Source organism: Actinomadura craniellae, assembly GCF_003289645.1.
Taxonomy (GTDB): Bacteria; Actinomycetota; Actinomycetes; order Streptosporangiales; family Streptosporangiaceae; genus Actinomadura_D; species Actinomadura_D craniellae.
Genome location: NZ_QLYX01000009.1, coordinates 206,900 through 223,574, shown reverse-complemented (window position 1 = coordinate 223,574; position 16,675 = coordinate 206,900). Strand labels below are relative to the sequence as shown.

The following is a 16,675-nucleotide window of genomic DNA, read 5'->3' as shown; positions in this document are numbered from 1 at the left end:
AGTCCAGACTCCCGCCCCTGTCGCCCCCATCATCCATCGCGCTGGGCCGCCACCCTCGGATTCGCCGACAGATGCCGCCCCACCCGGGTGACGAGCATGGCCATCTCGTAGGCGATGACGCCCACATCGGCCTCGGCGTCGGCCAGCAGCGCCAGGCAGGCCCCCTGACCAGCCGCGGTCACGAACAGGAAGGCCTCGTCCATCTCCACGATGGTCTGCCGGACCTTGCCGCCGCCGAACTCCTCGCCGGCGCCCCGCGCCAGGCTCTGGAAGGTGGCCGAGACGGCGGCCAGCCGCTCGGCGTCGTCGCGGCCGAAGCCCTTCGAGGAGGCGATGCGCAGGCCGTCGCTGGAGAGGACCACCGCGTGCCTGACCTGCGCCACCCGCTCGACCAGGCTGTCGAGCAGCCAGTTCAGCTCGCCGGTCTGGCTCGCTACATCCGTCATGTGCCGTCCTCCTCTGTCCCCGATGCTGCCTTGTCCTCCGCCGCGGACTCCCCGGCCTCTCCGTCGGAGATCCCCGCCCTGCGGGCCTCCAGCCGCCCGCGCTGCCAGCCGCGCTGCATGGCGGCCATCCTGGTCCGCAGGACCTCCGGCCGCCGCTCGTCCTCCTCGGCCGGCCCCGGTACCTCGCCGGTCCGGTCCGCCTGCCGCCCGGGTGCGGGCGATGCCGGCACCGGTGCGCCCAGCGGGACGGGCCCGGCAGGCTCCTCCGCCGATGCGGCCCGGGAGACGCGTCGCCGCGGCAACTCGTCGGGAGCCCCGGCCTGCGCGCCCGGCACCCGGTCCTGCCGCGTCCGGCGCGGCAACTCTTCAGGGGCCCCGGTCTGCGCGCCCGGCTCCCGGCTCTGCCGCGTCCGGCGCGGCAACTCTTCAGGGGCCCCGGTCTGCGCGCCCGGCTCCCGGCTCTGCCGCCGACGGCGGGGCAGGGCCTCCTGCTCACCGCTCAGCGCCATGGCCAAGTACGGCTCGGGTGCCGGCGCAGGCGGGGTCGGGGCTGGGGACGGCACGGGCTCGGGCCGGCGCACGGGCTCCGGTTCGGGAACTCCGACGCCCAGCCCGGGCGGGGTCACCCGCAGGTCGCCCGGCACCCGGCCCTCGGCGGCGGGCTCGACGATCAGTGCGGACGGGACGAGCACGATCGCGGTCGTCCCACCGTAGGGCGAGGCGCGCAGCGAGACGCGCACGTCGTGCCGCCGGGCCAACCGGGCGACCACGAACAGCCCGAGCCGCGCCATGTCGGACAGGTTGACCTCGGGCGGGTCCAGCAGCCGCTGGTTGATCTCCGCCAGCGCCTCCGGTTCCAGGCCCAGCCCGCGGTCCTCGATCTCGATCGCGTAACCGCTGGACACGACCTGGCCGCTGATCTCGACGGGCGACTGCGGCGAGGAGAACAGGGTGGCGTTCTCCACCAGTTCGGCAAGCAGGTGGATCATGTCCGCGACGGCGGTGCCCGAGAGCGCGGCCCCGGGCATCGGCAGCACCCGGACCCGGGTGTAGTCCTCCACCTCGGCCACGGCGCCGCGCACCACGTCGATGAACGGCACCGGGGTGCGCCAGGTCCGGCCGGCGGACTTGCCGGCCATGATGACCAGGCCCTCGGCGTGCCGGCGCATGCGGGTGGCCAGGTGGTCGAGCTGGAACAGGTCCGTCAGCTCGGCCGGCTCCTCCGTCCGGCGTTGCATGCTGTCGAGCAGGTTGAGCTGGCGGTGCAGCAGCGCCTGGCTGCGCCGGGCCAGGACGACGAACACCTCGTTGATGGCGCGGCGGGCCTCGAGCTCGTGCTTGGTCGCGGCGATGACCTCGCGGCCGGCCGCGGTGAACGAGGCGGAGATCCGGTCGATCTCGGTGATGGTGAGGTGCGGGCTGGGGATGGCCCGGTCGAGGTCGATCGGCTCGCCCTTGCGGACGCTGTCGGCCAGCGCCGGCAGGTAGTGGCCGGTGAACTCGGTGACCGCGTCGGCCATGGTGCGGCTCTCGGTGACCATCCGGCGGGCGATCCGCCAGGCCACCGCGGCGGAGACCAGGAACGCCAGCAGGCCGAGCCCGGTGGCCAGCCCGAGCCTGGTGAAGACGCCGATCGCGGTCTCCCGGGACCGCCGCGTCGTGTCGGCCAGCGCCTGCCGCTCGAACTCCCGCAGGCTGACGATCACCGCTTCGGAGGCGGTGTGCCAGGTCCCGGCGTCCACCGGTATCGGGCCGCGGCGCCCCTCGAAGGCCAGCAGCCGGTTCTCCAGGGTGCGGTAGCGGCTGTACTGCGGGCTGGTGACGAAGTCCTGGTAGCGGTCGCGGTCCCGGGCCTTCAGGCTCGGCTCCAGGTCCGCGTAGTAGTGCCGGTAGGCGGCGGTGAGCTGCTCGAACTGCTCGAACTCGGCGGCGGTGAACCGGCCGTGCAGCAGGGCGCCGGTGGCCAGCGAGTCGGCGCGGCCGAGGAGTTCCCGGGCGGCGCCCAGCCGGAGCAGGTTGTCGAGGTCCTGCGCGATGCCGGCGTCCTTCGGCGGAGGTGTCCCCTTGTAGACGTTCAGCGCCACGTCCACGAGCGAGCTGTAGTCGGCGAGCGCCCGGGGCCGGCCGACCTGGCGGGCGTCGATCTGGGCGCGCAGCGTGTCGACCTCACCGAGCCTGCGCCTCAGGTCGTCGAGCCGCCGCCGGGTCCCCTCGTCGACCACCTCGCGGGCCTGCGCGCCGGTGCTCCCGCGGATGTAGGCCGCCCGGGCGCGGTCGGTGGCGGCCCGCTGGGCGAGGAAGCCCGACCGGTCCAGCGAGGAGTCCCCGCCCAGGAAGGCCACGGACATCCGGCGTTCGTGCTGGAGGGCCACGATCAGTTCCTGGGTGGGCCGGACGAGGTTCTGGTCGAAGGTCCGGGCCCGGAGCATCTGCACGCTGTCGGAGTAGGTGGTCACCGCCACGTAGGCCCACAGCCCGGTGAACGAGACGAGCGGCACCACCAGCAGAATGACGATCTTGGTGCGGATCGACTGGGTGCGGGAAGCCATCACGCCTCGCGGAAACTCATGGCGGGTCCCCTCCCGTACGACATGCCAAGCGGGGGAAGGGAGCTTACTACGCCCACTATGCGTCTGACGTGATCATTCACTCCGCAACCGACAAATATCGTTGCGAGCGCGTTACTAGGGTAACTCTAGGCACATCTGACACTAGGCGCATACCGGTAGAAATAATAACTTCCATCACAACCATCGTCGATAGCGGACAGAACTTACCTTCTGCCTCTCTCTGCCCCACTACCGGACCTCGGGCCGCCCTCAGCCCGCCGGGGCGGTCTCACCCGCCTCCACCCGCAGCACGTGCTCGACGAGCGTCACGAGCACCTCCTTCACCGACTGGCGGTCGCGAGCGTCGCAGATCACCAGCGGCACCTGCGGATCCAGGTCCAGGGCGATGCGGACATCGGCCGGATCGTGGGAATCGGCGTCGTCGAACCTGTTGACCGCCACCGCGAACGGGATCTGCCGGCCCTCGAAGTAGTCGATGGACGCGAAGCTGTCGGCCAGCCGGCGGGTGTCGGCCAGCACCACCCCGCCCAGCGCCCCGTGCGACAACTCGTCCCACATGAACCAGAACCGGTCCTGCCCCGGCGTACCGAACAGGTACAGCACCAGCCGCTCGTGCAAGGTGATCCGGCCGAAGTCCATCGCCACGGTGGTGGTCGACTTGCCCTCCACCCCCGCAGTGTCGTCCACCCCGATGCTCCGGACGCTCAGCGGTTCCTCGGTGCGCAGCGGCCGGATCTCGCTGATCGCCCCGACCAGGGTCGTCTTGCCGACCCCGAACCCGCCCGCCACCATGATCTTCGTGGCGACCAGCGGAGGGCGTTCGGTGGAACTCTCAGAGCGCTCGAAGGCCACTGAGCACCTCCCGCAGCACGCCTTCCCTGGACATCAGCTCGCGCCGCAGCGGAGCAGTCAAAACGATCATCCCCTCGTCACGCAGGTCACCCAGCAGCACCCGGACCACCCCCAGCGGGAAGCGGACACCGGAGGCCACGTCCACCACCGACATCGGCCGCCGGCACAGCTCCAGCAGCTCGAAATGCTCGGGTCCCAGCCGCAGCCGGTCGTAGGCCACCCGTCCGGTGGCCTCCACGATGGCCATGAGGTCCAGCTCCGCGTCGTTGCGCGGCCGGGTCCGCCCTCCGGTCATGGCGTACGGGCGCACGATCGGCCCGGCCTCCTGGTCGAGCCACCTGTCGTCGTTCTGCCGGTTCATCCCAGGATCACTCCCATGCCAGTACCGGCCCCGGAACACGGGGATTGGCCCGGAAATGTTCACCGACACGCTTGACCAGCACCGCCATCTCGTAGGCGACCAGCCCGGCGTCCGCGTCGGACGACGTCAGCACCGCCAGGCAGGTGCCGTGCCCGGCCGCGGTGACGAAAAGGAAGAACGAAGCCGTCTCGATGACGGTCTGGCGCAGCTCGCCACCGCCGAAGTGCATGCCCGCCCCACGGGCCAGGCTCTGCACCCCCGCGGCCAGCGCCGACAGGTGCTCGGCGTCCTCCCGCTCCAGCGACCGGGACGCGCCGACCGCCAGCCCGTCCCGCGACAGGACGACGGCCTGTCGGACCACCGGCACCCGGTCGACCATCTCGTCGAGCAACCAGTTCAGCTCGGGTGTCGTGGTGTCAGTCATGATCATGTACCCCTGTTCCCGTTCCGATCAGTGGGCGTCTCCCGCCCACGCAACCAGCCCTCTTGCATCGAAGCCATCAGCGACCGTGCCTCCTCCGGCGATCGCACGACCTCCGTGCCGGGGGCGGCGGGCGGCGGCGGCGCGGCCTTGCCCTTCCGGCGCAGCTGGGGCGCCAGGTTCGCCTGGCGCGTCCGCACGGGCAGCCCGGCATGGGTCGGTCGCGGCGGAGCGGGAGGCCCGCTCTCCGGCTTCGGCTCCGGCTCCGGCCGGCGGTGCGCTCCGGGTCTCGACGGGCCGCCCCCGGTGGAGCGGCCACCCGGCGGGGTCGTCTGCCAGGATCCCGAATCGCTCGGCCCCGGATGCGGCGCGGTGTCCTCGGCCCGGGGGCCGGGCGGCTCGGGGGCCCGCGGCGGAACCGTCTGCCAGGACCCCGAATCGCTCAACCCCAGGCGCGGCGCGGTGTCACCGGCCCGGTGACCGAGCTCCTCGGGGACGCGTGGCGGAACCGTCTGCCAGGACCCCGAGTCGCTCAGCCCGGCCCGCTCCCGCTGGACGGAGGCGGGCTGCTCGCTTCCGTCGTACGCCGCGAAGTCGCCCTCGGGCACCACCACGGAGTGCGGGAGCAGCACGATGGCCAGGATCCCGCCGTACGGCGACGGCCGCAGCACGACCTTGATGTCGTGCCTGGCCGCCAGCCGGGCGACCACGAACAGGCCGAGCTGGTCGGTGTCGGCCACGTCGAACTCCGGCGGGTTCTCCAGCCGCTCGTTGCACTCGGCCAGCTTGGCCTCGCTCATCCCCAGCCCGCGGTCCTCGATCTCCACCGCGAACCCGGTGCCGACGGTCTCCGCCCGGACCACGACCTCGGTGTTGGGCGGGGAGAAGGAGGTGGCGTTCTCCAGCAGCTCCGCGAGCAGGTGGATCACGTCCGCGACGGCGCCCCCGACCAGCCCCTCGCGCGAGTCGTTGCGCACCTTGACCCGCTTGTAGTCCTCGACCTCGCCGGCGGCGCCGCGGAGCACGTCGATCATCGCCACCGGATTGCGCCAGCCGCGCCCGGGTGCCGCGCCGGACAGGATGATCAGGCTCTCGGCGTGCCGCCGCATGCGCGTGGTCAGGTGGTCGAGCTTGAACAGGTCGTCGAGGTCGTCGGGAGCGGCACGGTGCTCCAGCTCGTCGAGCATGGCGAGCTGGCGGTGCAGCAGCGACTGGTTGCGCCGGGCCAGCTTGAGGAAGATGTCGCCGACGGCCTTGCGCAGCTCGGCCTGGCCGACCGCCGCGCCGATCGCGGTGCGCTGCACCGACGAGAACGCCTGCGCCAGCCGGGCCACCTCCGTGGTGCTGCCGTGCCGCAGCGGCGGCGCCTCGGCGTCGACGTCCACCTCCTCACCGCGGCGGAGCCGGTCGACGACGCGGGGCAGCCGCCGGTCGGCGAGCTCGGTGGCCTCGGTCTGCACGCCGCCCAGCTCGCGGGACAGTCCCCGGCCGAACCGGACCATCAGGAACACCGAGAGCAGCAGCAGCACGAGCCCGAGCCCGCCGGCCAGGCCCAGCCGGATGTAGATCGACCGGTTCGTGTTGGCGGCCTCGTCGTTGATCGCCGCCTCGCCGTGCCGCGACCCCTTGAAGCCCGCCTGCGCCATGGCGAGCAGGTTCTGCTGCCACAGCCGCGGGTCGACCGCGAGCCGCGCGCTGCGGGAGGCGACGACCTGGTTCTCCAGCGCGTCCAGCCGGGCGCGGGCCGGCGACCCGAAGGCCGGGGCGTAGGCCTCGCGCAGCTTGAAGTCCACCATCTGCCCGTACGCCTCGTCGAGCAGGAAGCGCCGGTTCGCCGCCATGCTCTGGAACAGCCGGCGCTCGGCCTCGGTCATCCGGCCCCCGGAGGCCATGACGGCACCGAGGATCGACGCCTGGCGGCCGGCCATCTCCATGCTGCGCTCGAAAGTGATCATCGCCGCGGCGGGCCGGTAGAGCGTGACCTTGTCGCGCATGGACATGAACGTGGTGAGCCGGAAGAGCGAGTCGCTGAGGGCGTTGAACTCCTCCATCACCTTGAACCGGCTCGCCCCGCCGGAGTCGATCGCCTGCCGGATCTCGCCCAGCCGGGCGAACCGCTGGAAGGTGTCGTCGATGTAGATCCGGGAACCGCTGGTCGGGAACAGGGACAGGACGTCGTCCCGCCGGAACAGCGCGCTTGTCTCGGCCACGATGGCGTCGGTCCGCCTGCGCTGGGCGTCCATCGTGGCCCGGCCGTTCCCCGCGGCGGGGCCGGCACCGGCGGCGGCGCCGGCGGCGCCGGCGAACATGACGGACTCCAGTCGCTCCTGGGCGGTCTCCCGGAACATCCGCTGGAGACGCTCGCCCAGGGTTCCCTCATGTTTCTCCCAGTTGCGCTGGTCGACCGCGGCACCGAATGTTTCGTTGGCCGCGAAGCCCCACAGCGCGGTGAGGGTGATGAGCGGGACGAGAAAGAGAGCCAAGACCCTGAAGCGGATCGAACGCGTGCTTTTACGCATGGAACCTCGTAACGAGCAGACGCCAGGTGGCAGGGGGCGGGCGGCGTGATGCTAGAGAGTATGCCTTCCTTATGAAGAAAGTCACTTTCTACCGAAAGTAACCTCCCGGCGGGCACAAAACATGCCCGCCCCCTCCGCCCCACGCGCCTCACGGCCCTCCGCCGGACACCCCGCGGAACCTCAGGATGCGGGGCCAAATGTCCGCCTTCGCGCTTGCCGTCCCGCTGGAGCGTCTACGATGCGGGCCGTGACCATTGACAGCTCCCCTGACCCTGAAGGCCCTGGAAACCTGCCCGTGCGGCGCCGCGCGCGCCGCAGCGGACGCCACCGCGGAGCGGAGTCGTTCGCCCTGCCGCCGGACGCTCCCGCGCTGGTCCTGGCCGTTCCCGGACCCGAGGGCGGTCCCGGCGCGGCCGTCGCGGCGGAACTCGGGCTGCTCACCGAGACGGCGCACACCGGCCGCCCGGTCTGGATCGGTCATCTGGAGGGCGACCGTAACCCCCTTACGGACGTGCTGGCCGCCGCGGTCGCCGACCACGCCGTCGCCGAAGGGTCGCCGGCCGCCGTGGTCGTCCCCCTGCTGGTCGGCCCCCACCCCGCGGTCGACAAGACCCTCCAGGACTCGGTCGGCACGGCGCCCGGCCCCGTCGTCGTCGCCCAGTCGCTGGGCCCCCACCCGCTGATCGCCCAGGCGCTGCACGAGCGGCTCGCCGAGGCCGGGCTGGCCCGGGCGGACCGGGTGCGGATGGTGAGCATGGTGAGCGCCGCCGGAGGCATCGTCGTGGCCACCGCCGGCGGCGAGGGCGCGGTCCGTGACGCCGAGATGAGCAGCGTGCTGCTGGCCTCCCGGCTGGCCGTGCCCGTCGTCACCGGCTCGCTGGACGGCGTCCCCACGATCCGCGACGCGGCGGCCCAGTTGCAGCGCACCGGCGCCCTGCGGATCGCGATCGCTCCGGCCGTGATCGGGCCCGAGGTGGACGCCGGGCTGGCCGGCGCGGCGGTCGCCGAACTCGGCGTCCAGTCCGCCGGACTGCTGGGCGCCCACCCGGCCCTGGCCCAGCTCATCGCCCTGCGCTACGTCGAGGCCCTGGAACGGGCGCTCACCGGCTGAGCCGAGGGACGGGCGGCGGCGCCCGTCAGCGGTTCTTGAACTCCGGGCGCCGCTTCTCCAGCGTCGCGGACATCCCCTCGACCAGGTCCTCCGTGAAGAAGGCCAGGGCCTGGGTGCGGGCCTCCAGGGCGAGTTGCTGGCGCAGGCCGGGCGCGTCCAGCGCCAGGTTCAGCAGTTCCTTGGTGTGCCGCAGCCCGTACGGCGAGCGCGCCAGCAGTTCGTCCGCCAGGGCCAGCGCCCCGGCCAGGTCCCCGCCCGCCTCGGTGATCTCGGTGAGCAGGCCGAGTCCCCGGGCTTCGTCGGCGGAGAGCCGGCGCGCCCGGTAGAGGATTTCCGCGGCGGGCGCCGCGCCGGCCAGCCGGGGCAGCAGCCAGGACAGGCCGCAGTCGCCGCCCGACAGGCCCAGGTCCAGGAAGGGGACCACGAACCTGGTGGTCGGGTCGGCCACCCGCAGGTCGCAGGCGAGTGCCCAGGAGACGCCCATACCGGCCACCGGCCCGTGCAGCGCGGCGATCACCGGCTGCGGGATCTCCCGCAGCCGGGCGGTGACCTCGCCGCCGCGGGCGATGCCCCGGTAGAGCCGCTGGGCGCGTCCCTCGCCGGTGTCGCCGCCCGGGTCGCCGGACTGGATGTCCATGCCGGCGCAGAACCCGCGCCCGGCGCCGGTCAGCACCACCACCCGGGTCTGGGTGTCGCGCATGAGGTCGTTGAGGACGTCGTGTAGTTCCTCGGTCAGTGCCGCGTCGACCGCGTTCAGCCGCTCGGGCCGGGACAGGGTGATGACCAGCACCCCGTCCCGGCTCCGGTCGAGCAGGAGCGGGCTCGGGGTGCTCACTGCAGGGCCTGGAAGAGGGCCATGGTCTGCTCGCCGATGTTCTTCGGCACGGTGTAGGAGGTCCCGTCGTTGACCTGCTCCCAGTGGTCGCGGACGTCCTCGGCCGTCTGTTCGCCCTTCTGGACCCAGCCGTCGGTCTCGGCGACGAACACCCGGGCGATCTTGCCGCCGCCGACGGTGTAGATCTCACCGGTCGTCTCGTTGCTCTCGTGCGCCAGGTAGGTGACGAGCGGGGTGACCTTGTCGACGCCGAGCTGGTCGGCGAAGTCGGCCGGGATGACGTCCTCGGTCATCCGGGTCCACGCGATCGGGGCGATCACGTTGGCCTTGATGCCGTACTTGGCGCCCTCGGCGGCCAGCGTCCTGGTGAGGCCGACCAGCCCCATCTTGGCGGCGGAGTAGTTGGCCTGGCCGAAGTTGCCGAACAGGCCGGCCGGCGAGGAGGTGTTGACGACGCGGCCGTACCCCTGGTCGCGCAGGTGGGACCAGGCGGCCCGGCTCACCAGGAACGAGCCGCGCAGGTGCACCGCGATGACGGAGTCGAACTCCTCGGGCGACATGTTCCGGAAGGACCTGTCGCGCAGGATGCCGGCGTTGTTGATGACGATGTCGATCTTGCCGAACGCGTCGATCGCCGCCTGCACGATGGCCTCGGCCCCTTCGGGGGTGGCCACGTTGTCGGGGTTGGTGACGGCCTCGCCGCCGGCCTTGACGATCTCGTCGACGACCTGCTGGGCCGGCCCGCCGGAGGCCCCGCCGCCGCCGTGCCGGTCGCCGCCGAGGTCGTTGACGACCACCTTGGCACCGCGCCCGGCCAGTTCCAGGGCGTGCTGCCGCCCCAGGCCGTGCCCGGCCCCCGTCACGACCGCCACCCGGCCGTCGAACCTCAGTTCCGACATCCCTGCCTCCTGATCGATCCCGCCTGCACGTCATAGGTAAGCACTCGATTCCCCCCAGTGGTACCACTCGACCGAATCTCGTTCGGACACCGGCCCGCGCCACCGAACACCGCTCGGATGTCATCGCAGGTCGTTATGCTGACCGGCGCCGATACCGGACTTACTCCCAAGCTCCCACCGAAAGGCTCGACCATGCGCAGTTCGTTCTTCGGAAACATGGACCAGGGGCAGCAGCTGCCCGGGCACTTCGCTCTGCAGAACTCCAAGATGCTGCGGGTCCACCTGAACGGCGAGGCGCTGGCCCGGCAGGGCTCCATGGTCGCCTTCCAGGGCCAGATGGAGTTCGACTACGAGGGCTCCGGCGGGGTCGGCCGGTTCATCAAGAAGGCGCTGACCGGCGAGGGCACGCCGCTGATGCGGGTCCGGGGGCAGGGCCTGCTGTTCCTCGCCCACGACGCCGACGACATCCACCTCTTCTACCTGGAGAACGAGGCGCTGACCGTCAACGGCTCCAACATCCTCGCCTTCGACCCCACGCTGAGCTGGGACATCCAGCGGGTGCAGGGCGCGGGCATCGCGGCCGGCGGGCTGTTCAACACCACCCTGCAGGGCCAGGGGTGGGTGGCGCTCACCGCGCACGGCACCCCCGTGATGCTCGACACCGGGCGCGCCCCCACGTTCGTGGACGGCCAGTCCGCAGTGGCGTGGAGCGCCGGCTTGCACGTCGGGGTCAACCGCACCTTCAAGGCCGGGGCGCTGATCGGCCGCGGCAGCGGCGAGGCCATGCAGCTGGCCTTCCAGGGGCAGGGGTTCGTCCTCGTCCAGGCGAGCGAGGGGCCGACCGTCCCGACGCACACCCACTAGTCACGTTCGGTCACCACCAGTACAGTCGGTGGCACGGTCTCCGACACGGCCACCGAACCGGCTACCTCCTGACGACGCGCCGCCGCCGCCAGGCGAGTAGCCTTGACTCGGTTAACATTCGCGAGCTGCGGAAGAGGGCGATCTCCGCCGTGTCGACAGAGTCGTCGCAGACCAGGGCCGACCTTAAGCACACAGATTTCGGCGCCAACGAGTGGCTGGTCGACGAGCTGTACCAGAAGTACCTCGAAGACCCCAACTCCGTTGACGAAGCCTGGTGGAACTTCTTCGCCGACTACCAGCCGGACTCCCGGCCGGCGGCGCAGGCCACCCAGGCGGGGCAGAACGGCGCCCAGGTGGCTCCGCCGGCCGCGCCCCCCGCCAAGCCGGCGGCCAAGCCCGCTCCGGCGAAGGCCGCCAAGCCCGCCAAGGCCCCACAGCCGAGCGTGCCGGCCGGCGCCGAGGAGGTCCGGCTGCGCGGGGTGGCGGCGCGCACGGTCGCCAACATGGAGGCCAGCCTCGAGGTGCCGACCGCGACCAGCGTGCGCGCGGTCCCGGCCAAGCTGCTGATCGACAACCGCATCGTCATCAACAACCACCTCAAGCGCGGCCGGGGCGGGAAGATCTCCTTCACGCACCTGATCGGGTACGCGATCGTGCGCGCGCTGCACGCGATGCCGGCGATGAACGCCAGCTACGCCGAGGTCGAGGGCAAGCCGGCGCTGATCCGGCCCGAGCACGTCAACTTCGGCCTGGCCATCGACCTGCAGAAGGACGACGGCCAGCGCCAGCTGGTGGTGCCGAACATCAAGGCCGCCGAGACCCTGGACTTCCGGCAGTTCTGGGCCGCCTACGAAGAGATCATCCGCAAGGCGCGCAACAACAAGCTCACCCTGGACGACTACCAGGGCACCACGATCAGCCTGACCAACCCGGGCACCATCGGCACCGTGCACTCGGTGCCCAGGCTGATGCCGGGCCAGGGCGCCATCATCGGCGTGGGCGCCATGGAGTACCCGGCCGAGTTCGCCGGCGCCTCCGCCGAGACGCTCTCCCGCATGGGCATCAGCAAGGTCATGACGCTGACGTCCACCTACGACCACCGGATCATCCAGGGCGCCCAGTCGGGCGACTTCCTGCGGGTGGTGCACCGGCTGCTGCTGGGCGAGGACGGCTTCTACGACGACATCTTCGAGGCGCTGCGGATCCCCTACGAGCCCGTCCGCTGGGTCCAGGACATCTCCGCCAGCCACGACGAGGACGTCGCCAAGATCGCCCGGGTGCACGAGCTGATCCACGCGTACCGGGTGCGCGGCCACCTGATGGCCGACACCGACCCGCTGGAGTACAAGCAGCGCCGGCACCCCGACCTCGACATCCTCAAGCACGGCCTGACCCTGTGGGACCTGGAGCGCGAGTTCGCCACCGGCGGCTTCGGCGGCCAGGCCACCATGAAGCTGCGCGACATCCTCGGCGTGCTGCGCAGCTCGTACTGCCGCACGGTCGGCATCGAGTACATGCACATCCAGGACCCCGAGGAGCGGGCCTGGATCCAGGCCCGCGTCGAGGTCCCGCACGACAAGCCGTCCCGCGAGGAGCAGTTGCACGTCCTCGGCCGGCTGAACAGCGCGGAGGCGTTCGAGACCTTCCTGCAGACCAAGTTCGTCGGCCAGAAGCGGTTCTCCCTGGAGGGCGGCGAGTCGCTGGTCCCGCTGCTGGACTCGGTGATCTCGGCGGCGGCCCACGACAACCTCGACGAGGTCGTCATCGGCATGGCCCACCGCGGCCGGCTGAACGTGCTGGCCAACATCGTCGGCAAGTCCTACGCGCAGATCTTCGGCGAGTTCGAGGGCAACCTCGACCCGCGCAGCGCCCAGGGCTCCGGTGACGTGAAGTACCACCTGGGCGCCGAGGGCGACTTCGTGGCGGCCGACGGCTCCAAGATCCGCACCTCGCTGACCGCGAACCCGTCCCACCTGGAGGCCGTCAACCCGGTCGCCGAGGGCGTCGTCCGCGCCAAGCAGGACATCCTGGACGTCGGCGAGGCCGGCTTCACCGTGCTGCCCGTGCTGATCCACGGCGACGCGGCGTTCGCCGGGCAGGGCGTGGTGGCCGAGACGCTGAACCTGTCGCAGCTGCGCGGCTACCGCACCGGCGGCACCGTGCACGTGGTGGTCAACAACCAGGTGGGCTTCACCACCGCGCCGGAGTACTCCCGGTCCAGCGTCTACAGCACCGACGTGGCCCGGATGATCCAGGCGCCGATCTTCCACGTGAACGGCGACGACCCCGAGGCCTGCGCCCGGGTGGCGCGGTTCGCCTTCGAGTACCGGCAGACGTTCAAGAAGGACGTCGTCATCGACATGGTCTGCTACCGGCGGCGCGGGCACAACGAGTCCGACAACCCCTCGTTCACCCAGCCGCTGATGTACGACCTGATCGACGCCAAGCGCTCGGTGCGCAAGCTCTACACCGAGGCGCTGATCGGCCGCGGTGACATCACGGTCGAGGAGGCCGAGCAGGCGCTGCGCGACTACCAGGACCAGTTGGAGCGTGCCTTCACCGAGACCCGCGAGGCGGCCAAGCGCCCGCAGGAGCCGGGTTCGGTGGTCAAGCCCGAGGCCGAGGAGCGGATCCCGATCGACCACGCGTCGGCCGGGTCGGCGATCCCACACGAGGTGGTCAAGCGCGTCATCGACTCGCAGGTCGGCCTGCCCGAGGGCTTCACCGTCCACCCGCGGCTCCAGCCGATCCTGCAGCGCCGCGCCCAGATGGTCGAGGACGACGCCATCGACTGGGCCACCGGCGAGCTGCTGGCGTTCGGCTCGCTGCTGATCGACGGCCACCCGGTGCGGCTGGTCGGCCAGGACAGCCGGCGCGGCACCTTCGGCCAGCGGCACGCGGTGCTGGTCGACCGCAAGACCGGTGAGGAGCACACCCCGCTGCGCCAGTTCGGCCAGGGCGTGTCGAAGTTCTACGTGCACGACTCGCTGCTCAGCGAGTTCGCCGCAATGGGCTTCGAGTACGGCTACTCCCTCACCCGGCCGGACGCGCTGGTGCTGTGGGAGGCCCAGTTCGGCGACTTCGTCAACGGCGCCCAGTCGATCATCGACGAGTTCATCTCGTCCGGCGAGCAGAAGTGGGGCCAGCACTCCTCGGTCGTGCTGCTGCTCCCGCACGGCTACGAGGGTCAGGGGCCCGACCACTCCTCGGCGCGCATCGAGCGGTTCATGCAGCTGTGCGCCCAGGACAACATGACCGTGGTCTACCCCACCTCCCCGGCGAACTACTTCCACCTGCTGCGCTGGCAGACGCTGTCGGACCGGCACAAGCCGCTGGTGGTCTTCACGCCGAAGTCCCTGCTGCGGCACAAGCAGGCCACCTCGCCGGTGTCGGCGTTCACCTCGGGCGCCTTCCAGCCGGTGATCCCCGACACCACGGTCACCGACCCGGCGGGCGTGCGGCGGGTCGTGCTCACCACCGGCAAGATCTACTACGACGCGGTGGCGGCCCGGGAGAAGGCCGGCGACACCACCACCGCGATCGTGCGGATCGAGCGCCTCTACCCGCTGCCGATCGACGAGATCAAGGCCGAGCTGGCCAAGTACCCGGCCGACGCCGAGGTCGTGTACATGCAGGACGAGCCGAAGAACATGGGCGCCTGGCCGTTCTTCGCGCTGACGCTCCCGGCGTATCTCGGCGGCCGTGAGCTGCGGCGGATCTCCCGCCCGGCGAGTTCCTCGCCGGCGGTGGGCTCGGCCAAGCAGCACGAGCTGGAGCAGCGCAGGCTGCTGGAGTCGCTGTTCGGCGACCGGTAGGACGACCGCGAGGACCCCGGGGCACTCGTGCTCCGGGGTTCTCCTCTTGATGGGGGTTTCCACCATGTACTTCACCGATCGGGGCATCGAGGAGCTGACCGACCGCCGGGGCGCCGAGGAGGTCACCCTGGGCTGGGTGGCCGAGCGACTGCGGGAGTTCGTCGACCTCAACCCCGAGTTCGAGACCCCGGTCGAGCGGCTGGCCACCTGGCTGGCCCGGCTCGATGACGAGGACGAGGAGTAGGGCTCAGCGCCGCCCGAGCGCGTCCGGCATCTCGACCAGCGCGACGCCGTCCAGTTGGAACCGTTCGAGGTCGTCGAACCAATCGGGGTGCCGGCCGCGGCGGGTGAAGAACTTGACCGTGGTCCCCGATTCCAGGAACTCCTCGTCGATGGGAGTGCTGACGACGGCTGCCAGCAGGTCGGCGCCTGGCAGCCCGGCGGCCCGTTCCATGGCGCGCAGCGCGAAGGTCAGGCCCCGGGCGGCGGCCCGGGCGGGCAGACCCTCGTCCACCGGGAGGTCGGCGGTCGAGACGTGGATGTCGTTGATCTCGTACTCGTAGGCGCCGACGTCGGCCTCGCCGACCTCGGGATTCCAGCGGTCGCGGTACTGGACGGCCAGCAGGAGCGTCCCGGCGGGCCCGGTCGTCCAGCCCGCCTCGACGATCTCCCGGAGGTCGCCGGGCAGGTCCGGGGCCGCCTGCGCGGCGAGGAGGTCGTGCATCGGCGCGTTCGTTCGCATGGCTAGAGCCCCAGCAGGTTGAGGGCCTTGGTGATCGCGGACTGCGGGATCTGCCTGGCGATCCGGCCCGACAGCACGGTACCGGTCTCCGACACCCAGGTGCCGTCGCTCGGGTTGTAGTAGTACTTCGTCGGGTCGGCGCCCCGGCCCATGAACTGCACGTGGATCTGGGCGGCTCCGTCCTTGCCGGGGACGGGGTTCTCGACGTCGATGCGCAGCTTCCCGTTGTTGTACACCGTCTTGCTGGTGAACGCCGGGGAGGTCGGTGTGGAGGTCAGCCGGCACGCGTCCGGTGGGGCCCTGCGGACCAGGACGACGTGATCGCCGGCGCCCGGCGGGTGGACGTACGAGGCGGTCCCGGTGAAGCGCGCCGGCCGGATCGGAACACCGGGCGAGAGGCCCCTGGGCACCGGTATCGGGCAGGCCAGCGGCGGCTTCTTGCGGTCGAGGGCTTCCCTGGCGCGGCGCAGGGCGTCCTGGGCGTCGTCGCGGCGTTTGCGGGCGGCCGAGACCCGGTCCCAGATGTTCTTGAGGCGGTTGGCCAGCTTGATGGCTTTGGGGAGGGTCTTGAGGAGTTTGAAGAACTTGCCCCATGGCACGGCGGTGGCCACCAGTTCCAGGCAGGCGACGATGTCGCCCTCGCCCAGGCAGTTCTCCAGCGCCGCCAACCCGATCAGGTCCTTGAGCAGGTTGATCAGCTCGTCCTTGGCCCCGCCCCACTCGCCCTCGGCGTTCCGTAACTCGAGGTCGGCCGCGTTCGCCTCGTTCACCGCGTTGTTGTAGGCGACCACCGCCGGGTCGTCGGCCGGTAACCCCTCGGTGGGGGGCGGCGCCTCGGGCGAGGGGGCGCCCGGTAAGGACGCACCCGGCGTGGGGGACGCACCCGCCGCAGGATCGCAGTTCTCGTCGGTGACCCGGCAGATCCCCGACTCCACCCCCGCCGCGATCTTCTGCGGTAACCCCGCTACGGTCGCTGTTGCTAACACCGCGCCGATCAGCACGATCACCACGATGTAGTTGATCGCGCCTTCACCACGCTCACCGCGCCAGTGCACCGATGCCCCCAATCGATGACGAACTGAGTATTGAAACCGCTCATGAACGGTGGCGCATAGGTCCACGGACCCAATGTGGGACCCAAATCCTCACACCAGCCCCAACTCGCGATACATCTTGACTTTAGATTTTCGCGTCATATCGTGTATCCAGGAGACAGCTCCCGGGCGAAAGGGCCGCCGCG

At 71.3% G+C, this 16,675-nt stretch carries 14 protein-coding genes; 4 read left to right on the top strand and 10 right to left on the bottom strand.

The genetic code is table 11. The features are described 5' to 3' along the window. Positions 1–29 precede the first annotated feature (29 nt). The 6 genes from DPM19_RS20560 to DPM19_RS20535 all read right to left on the bottom strand — a co-directional run bounded on the left by DPM19_RS20560 (position 30) and on the right by DPM19_RS20535 (position 7,133). A complete protein-coding gene (locus DPM19_RS20560; RefSeq protein ID WP_111869576.1) occupies positions 30–446 on the bottom strand; it encodes a roadblock/LC7 domain-containing protein in 417 nt (138 codons plus the stop codon). After that, positions 443–2,995 (bottom strand): nitrate- and nitrite sensing domain-containing protein, encoded by a 2,553-nt coding sequence (locus tag DPM19_RS20555; protein WP_111869575.1) that lies wholly within the window; start codon positions 2,993–2,995, stop codon positions 443–445. Before DPM19_RS20555 ends, DPM19_RS20560 begins: the two co-directional genes overlap by 4 nt. 270 nt (positions 2,996–3,265) lie before the next feature. After that, entirely contained in the window at positions 3,266–3,808 is a 543-nt protein-coding gene (locus DPM19_RS20550; RefSeq protein WP_111869668.1) for a GTP-binding protein, read from the bottom strand. Positions 3,809–3,848: 40 nt separating this feature from the next. Next, positions 3,849–4,229: a DUF742 domain-containing protein gene (locus tag DPM19_RS20545; protein WP_111869574.1), complete on the bottom strand. Its 381-nt coding sequence runs from the start codon at positions 4,227–4,229 to the stop codon at positions 3,849–3,851. A 7-nt stretch (positions 4,230–4,236) separates the two neighbouring features. Next, entirely contained in the window at positions 4,237–4,653 is a 417-nt protein-coding gene (locus tag DPM19_RS20540; RefSeq protein WP_111869667.1) for a roadblock/LC7 domain-containing protein, read from the bottom strand. Between the two features lie 2 nt (positions 4,654–4,655). After that, on the bottom strand, positions 4,656–7,133 hold the full coding sequence (locus DPM19_RS20535; protein ID WP_158566840.1) for a sensor histidine kinase: 2,478 nt from the start codon (positions 7,131–7,133) through the stop codon (positions 4,656–4,658). 283 nt (positions 7,134–7,416) lie between these two features. On the opposite strand from DPM19_RS20535, the gene DPM19_RS20530 reads away from it, so the two are divergent. After that, positions 7,417–8,280, top strand: a complete 864-nt coding sequence (locus DPM19_RS20530; RefSeq protein ID WP_233510525.1) for a sirohydrochlorin chelatase — start codon at positions 7,417–7,419, stop codon at positions 8,278–8,280. 25 nt (positions 8,281–8,305) lie between these two features. On the opposite strand, the gene DPM19_RS20525 is transcribed toward DPM19_RS20530, so the two are convergent. Further along, entirely contained in the window at positions 8,306–9,115 is an 810-nt protein-coding gene (locus DPM19_RS20525) for an enoyl-CoA hydratase/isomerase family protein (RefSeq protein WP_111869571.1), read from the bottom strand. After that, positions 9,112–10,014 (bottom strand): SDR family oxidoreductase, encoded by a 903-nt coding sequence (locus DPM19_RS20520; protein ID WP_111869570.1) that lies wholly within the window; start codon positions 10,012–10,014, stop codon positions 9,112–9,114. The genes DPM19_RS20525 and DPM19_RS20520 overlap by 4 nt, the downstream gene beginning before the upstream one ends. Positions 10,015–10,206: 192 nt before the next feature. Between DPM19_RS20520 and DPM19_RS20515 the strand changes: the two genes are divergently transcribed. From DPM19_RS20515 to DPM19_RS20505, 3 genes are all read left to right on the top strand, one after another. Further along, the gene (locus tag DPM19_RS20515; protein WP_111869569.1) at positions 10,207–10,878 is read left to right on the top strand and encodes an AIM24 family protein; all 672 of its coding nucleotides are present in this window, start codon (positions 10,207–10,209) and stop codon (positions 10,876–10,878) included. Between the two features lie 149 nt (positions 10,879–11,027). Beyond that, complete coding sequence (locus tag DPM19_RS20510; protein WP_111869568.1) at positions 11,028–14,693, top strand: multifunctional oxoglutarate decarboxylase/oxoglutarate dehydrogenase thiamine pyrophosphate-binding subunit/dihydrolipoyllysine-residue succinyltransferase subunit; 3,666 nt, start codon at positions 11,028–11,030, stop codon at positions 14,691–14,693. 64 nt (positions 14,694–14,757) lie between these two features. Then, complete coding sequence (locus tag DPM19_RS20505; protein ID WP_111869567.1) at positions 14,758–14,937, top strand: DUF6104 family protein; 180 nt, start codon at positions 14,758–14,760, stop codon at positions 14,935–14,937. A gap of 3 nt (positions 14,938–14,940) precedes the next feature. Here the strand turns inward: DPM19_RS20505 and DPM19_RS20500 are convergent, their stop codons facing one another. Then, complete coding sequence (locus DPM19_RS20500; protein WP_146778928.1) at positions 14,941–15,435, bottom strand: hypothetical protein; 495 nt, start codon at positions 15,433–15,435, stop codon at positions 14,941–14,943. 2 nt (positions 15,436–15,437) lie between these two features. Then, positions 15,438–16,490 carry a hypothetical protein gene (locus tag DPM19_RS20495; RefSeq protein ID WP_146778927.1) on the bottom strand — a complete coding sequence of 351 codons (1,053 nt, stop codon included), beginning with the start codon at positions 16,488–16,490 and terminating at the stop codon, positions 15,438–15,440. Between the last annotated feature and the right edge of the window lie 185 nt (positions 16,491–16,675).

What these genes read in the sequence shown, in the direction of transcription:
- DPM19_RS20520 (WP_111869570.1), bottom strand. Translation starts at nt 10,014, where the DNA reads ATGTCGGAACTGAGGTTCGACGGCCGGGTGGCGGTCGTGACGGGGGCC.
- DPM19_RS20550 (WP_111869668.1), bottom strand. Translation starts at nt 3,808, where the DNA reads ATGGTGGCGGGCGGGTTCGGGGTCGGCAAGACGACCCTGGTCGGGGCG.
- DPM19_RS20540 (WP_111869667.1), bottom strand. Translation starts at nt 4,653, where the DNA reads ATGACTGACACCACGACACCCGAGCTGAACTGGTTGCTCGACGAGATG.
- DPM19_RS20560 (WP_111869576.1), bottom strand. Translation starts at nt 446, where the DNA reads ATGACGGATGTAGCGAGCCAGACCGGCGAGCTGAACTGGCTGCTCGAC.
- DPM19_RS20500 (WP_146778928.1), bottom strand. Translation starts at nt 15,435, where the DNA reads ATGCGAACGAACGCGCCGATGCACGACCTCCTCGCCGCGCAGGCGGCC.
- DPM19_RS20505 (WP_111869567.1), top strand. Translation starts at nt 14,758, where the DNA reads ATGTACTTCACCGATCGGGGCATCGAGGAGCTGACCGACCGCCGGGGC.
- DPM19_RS20545 (WP_111869574.1), bottom strand. Translation starts at nt 4,229, where the DNA reads ATGAACCGGCAGAACGACGACAGGTGGCTCGACCAGGAGGCCGGGCCG.
- DPM19_RS20555 (WP_111869575.1), bottom strand. Translation starts at nt 2,995, where the DNA reads ATGGCTTCCCGCACCCAGTCGATCCGCACCAAGATCGTCATTCTGCTG.
- DPM19_RS20515 (WP_111869569.1), top strand. Translation starts at nt 10,207, where the DNA reads ATGCGCAGTTCGTTCTTCGGAAACATGGACCAGGGGCAGCAGCTGCCC.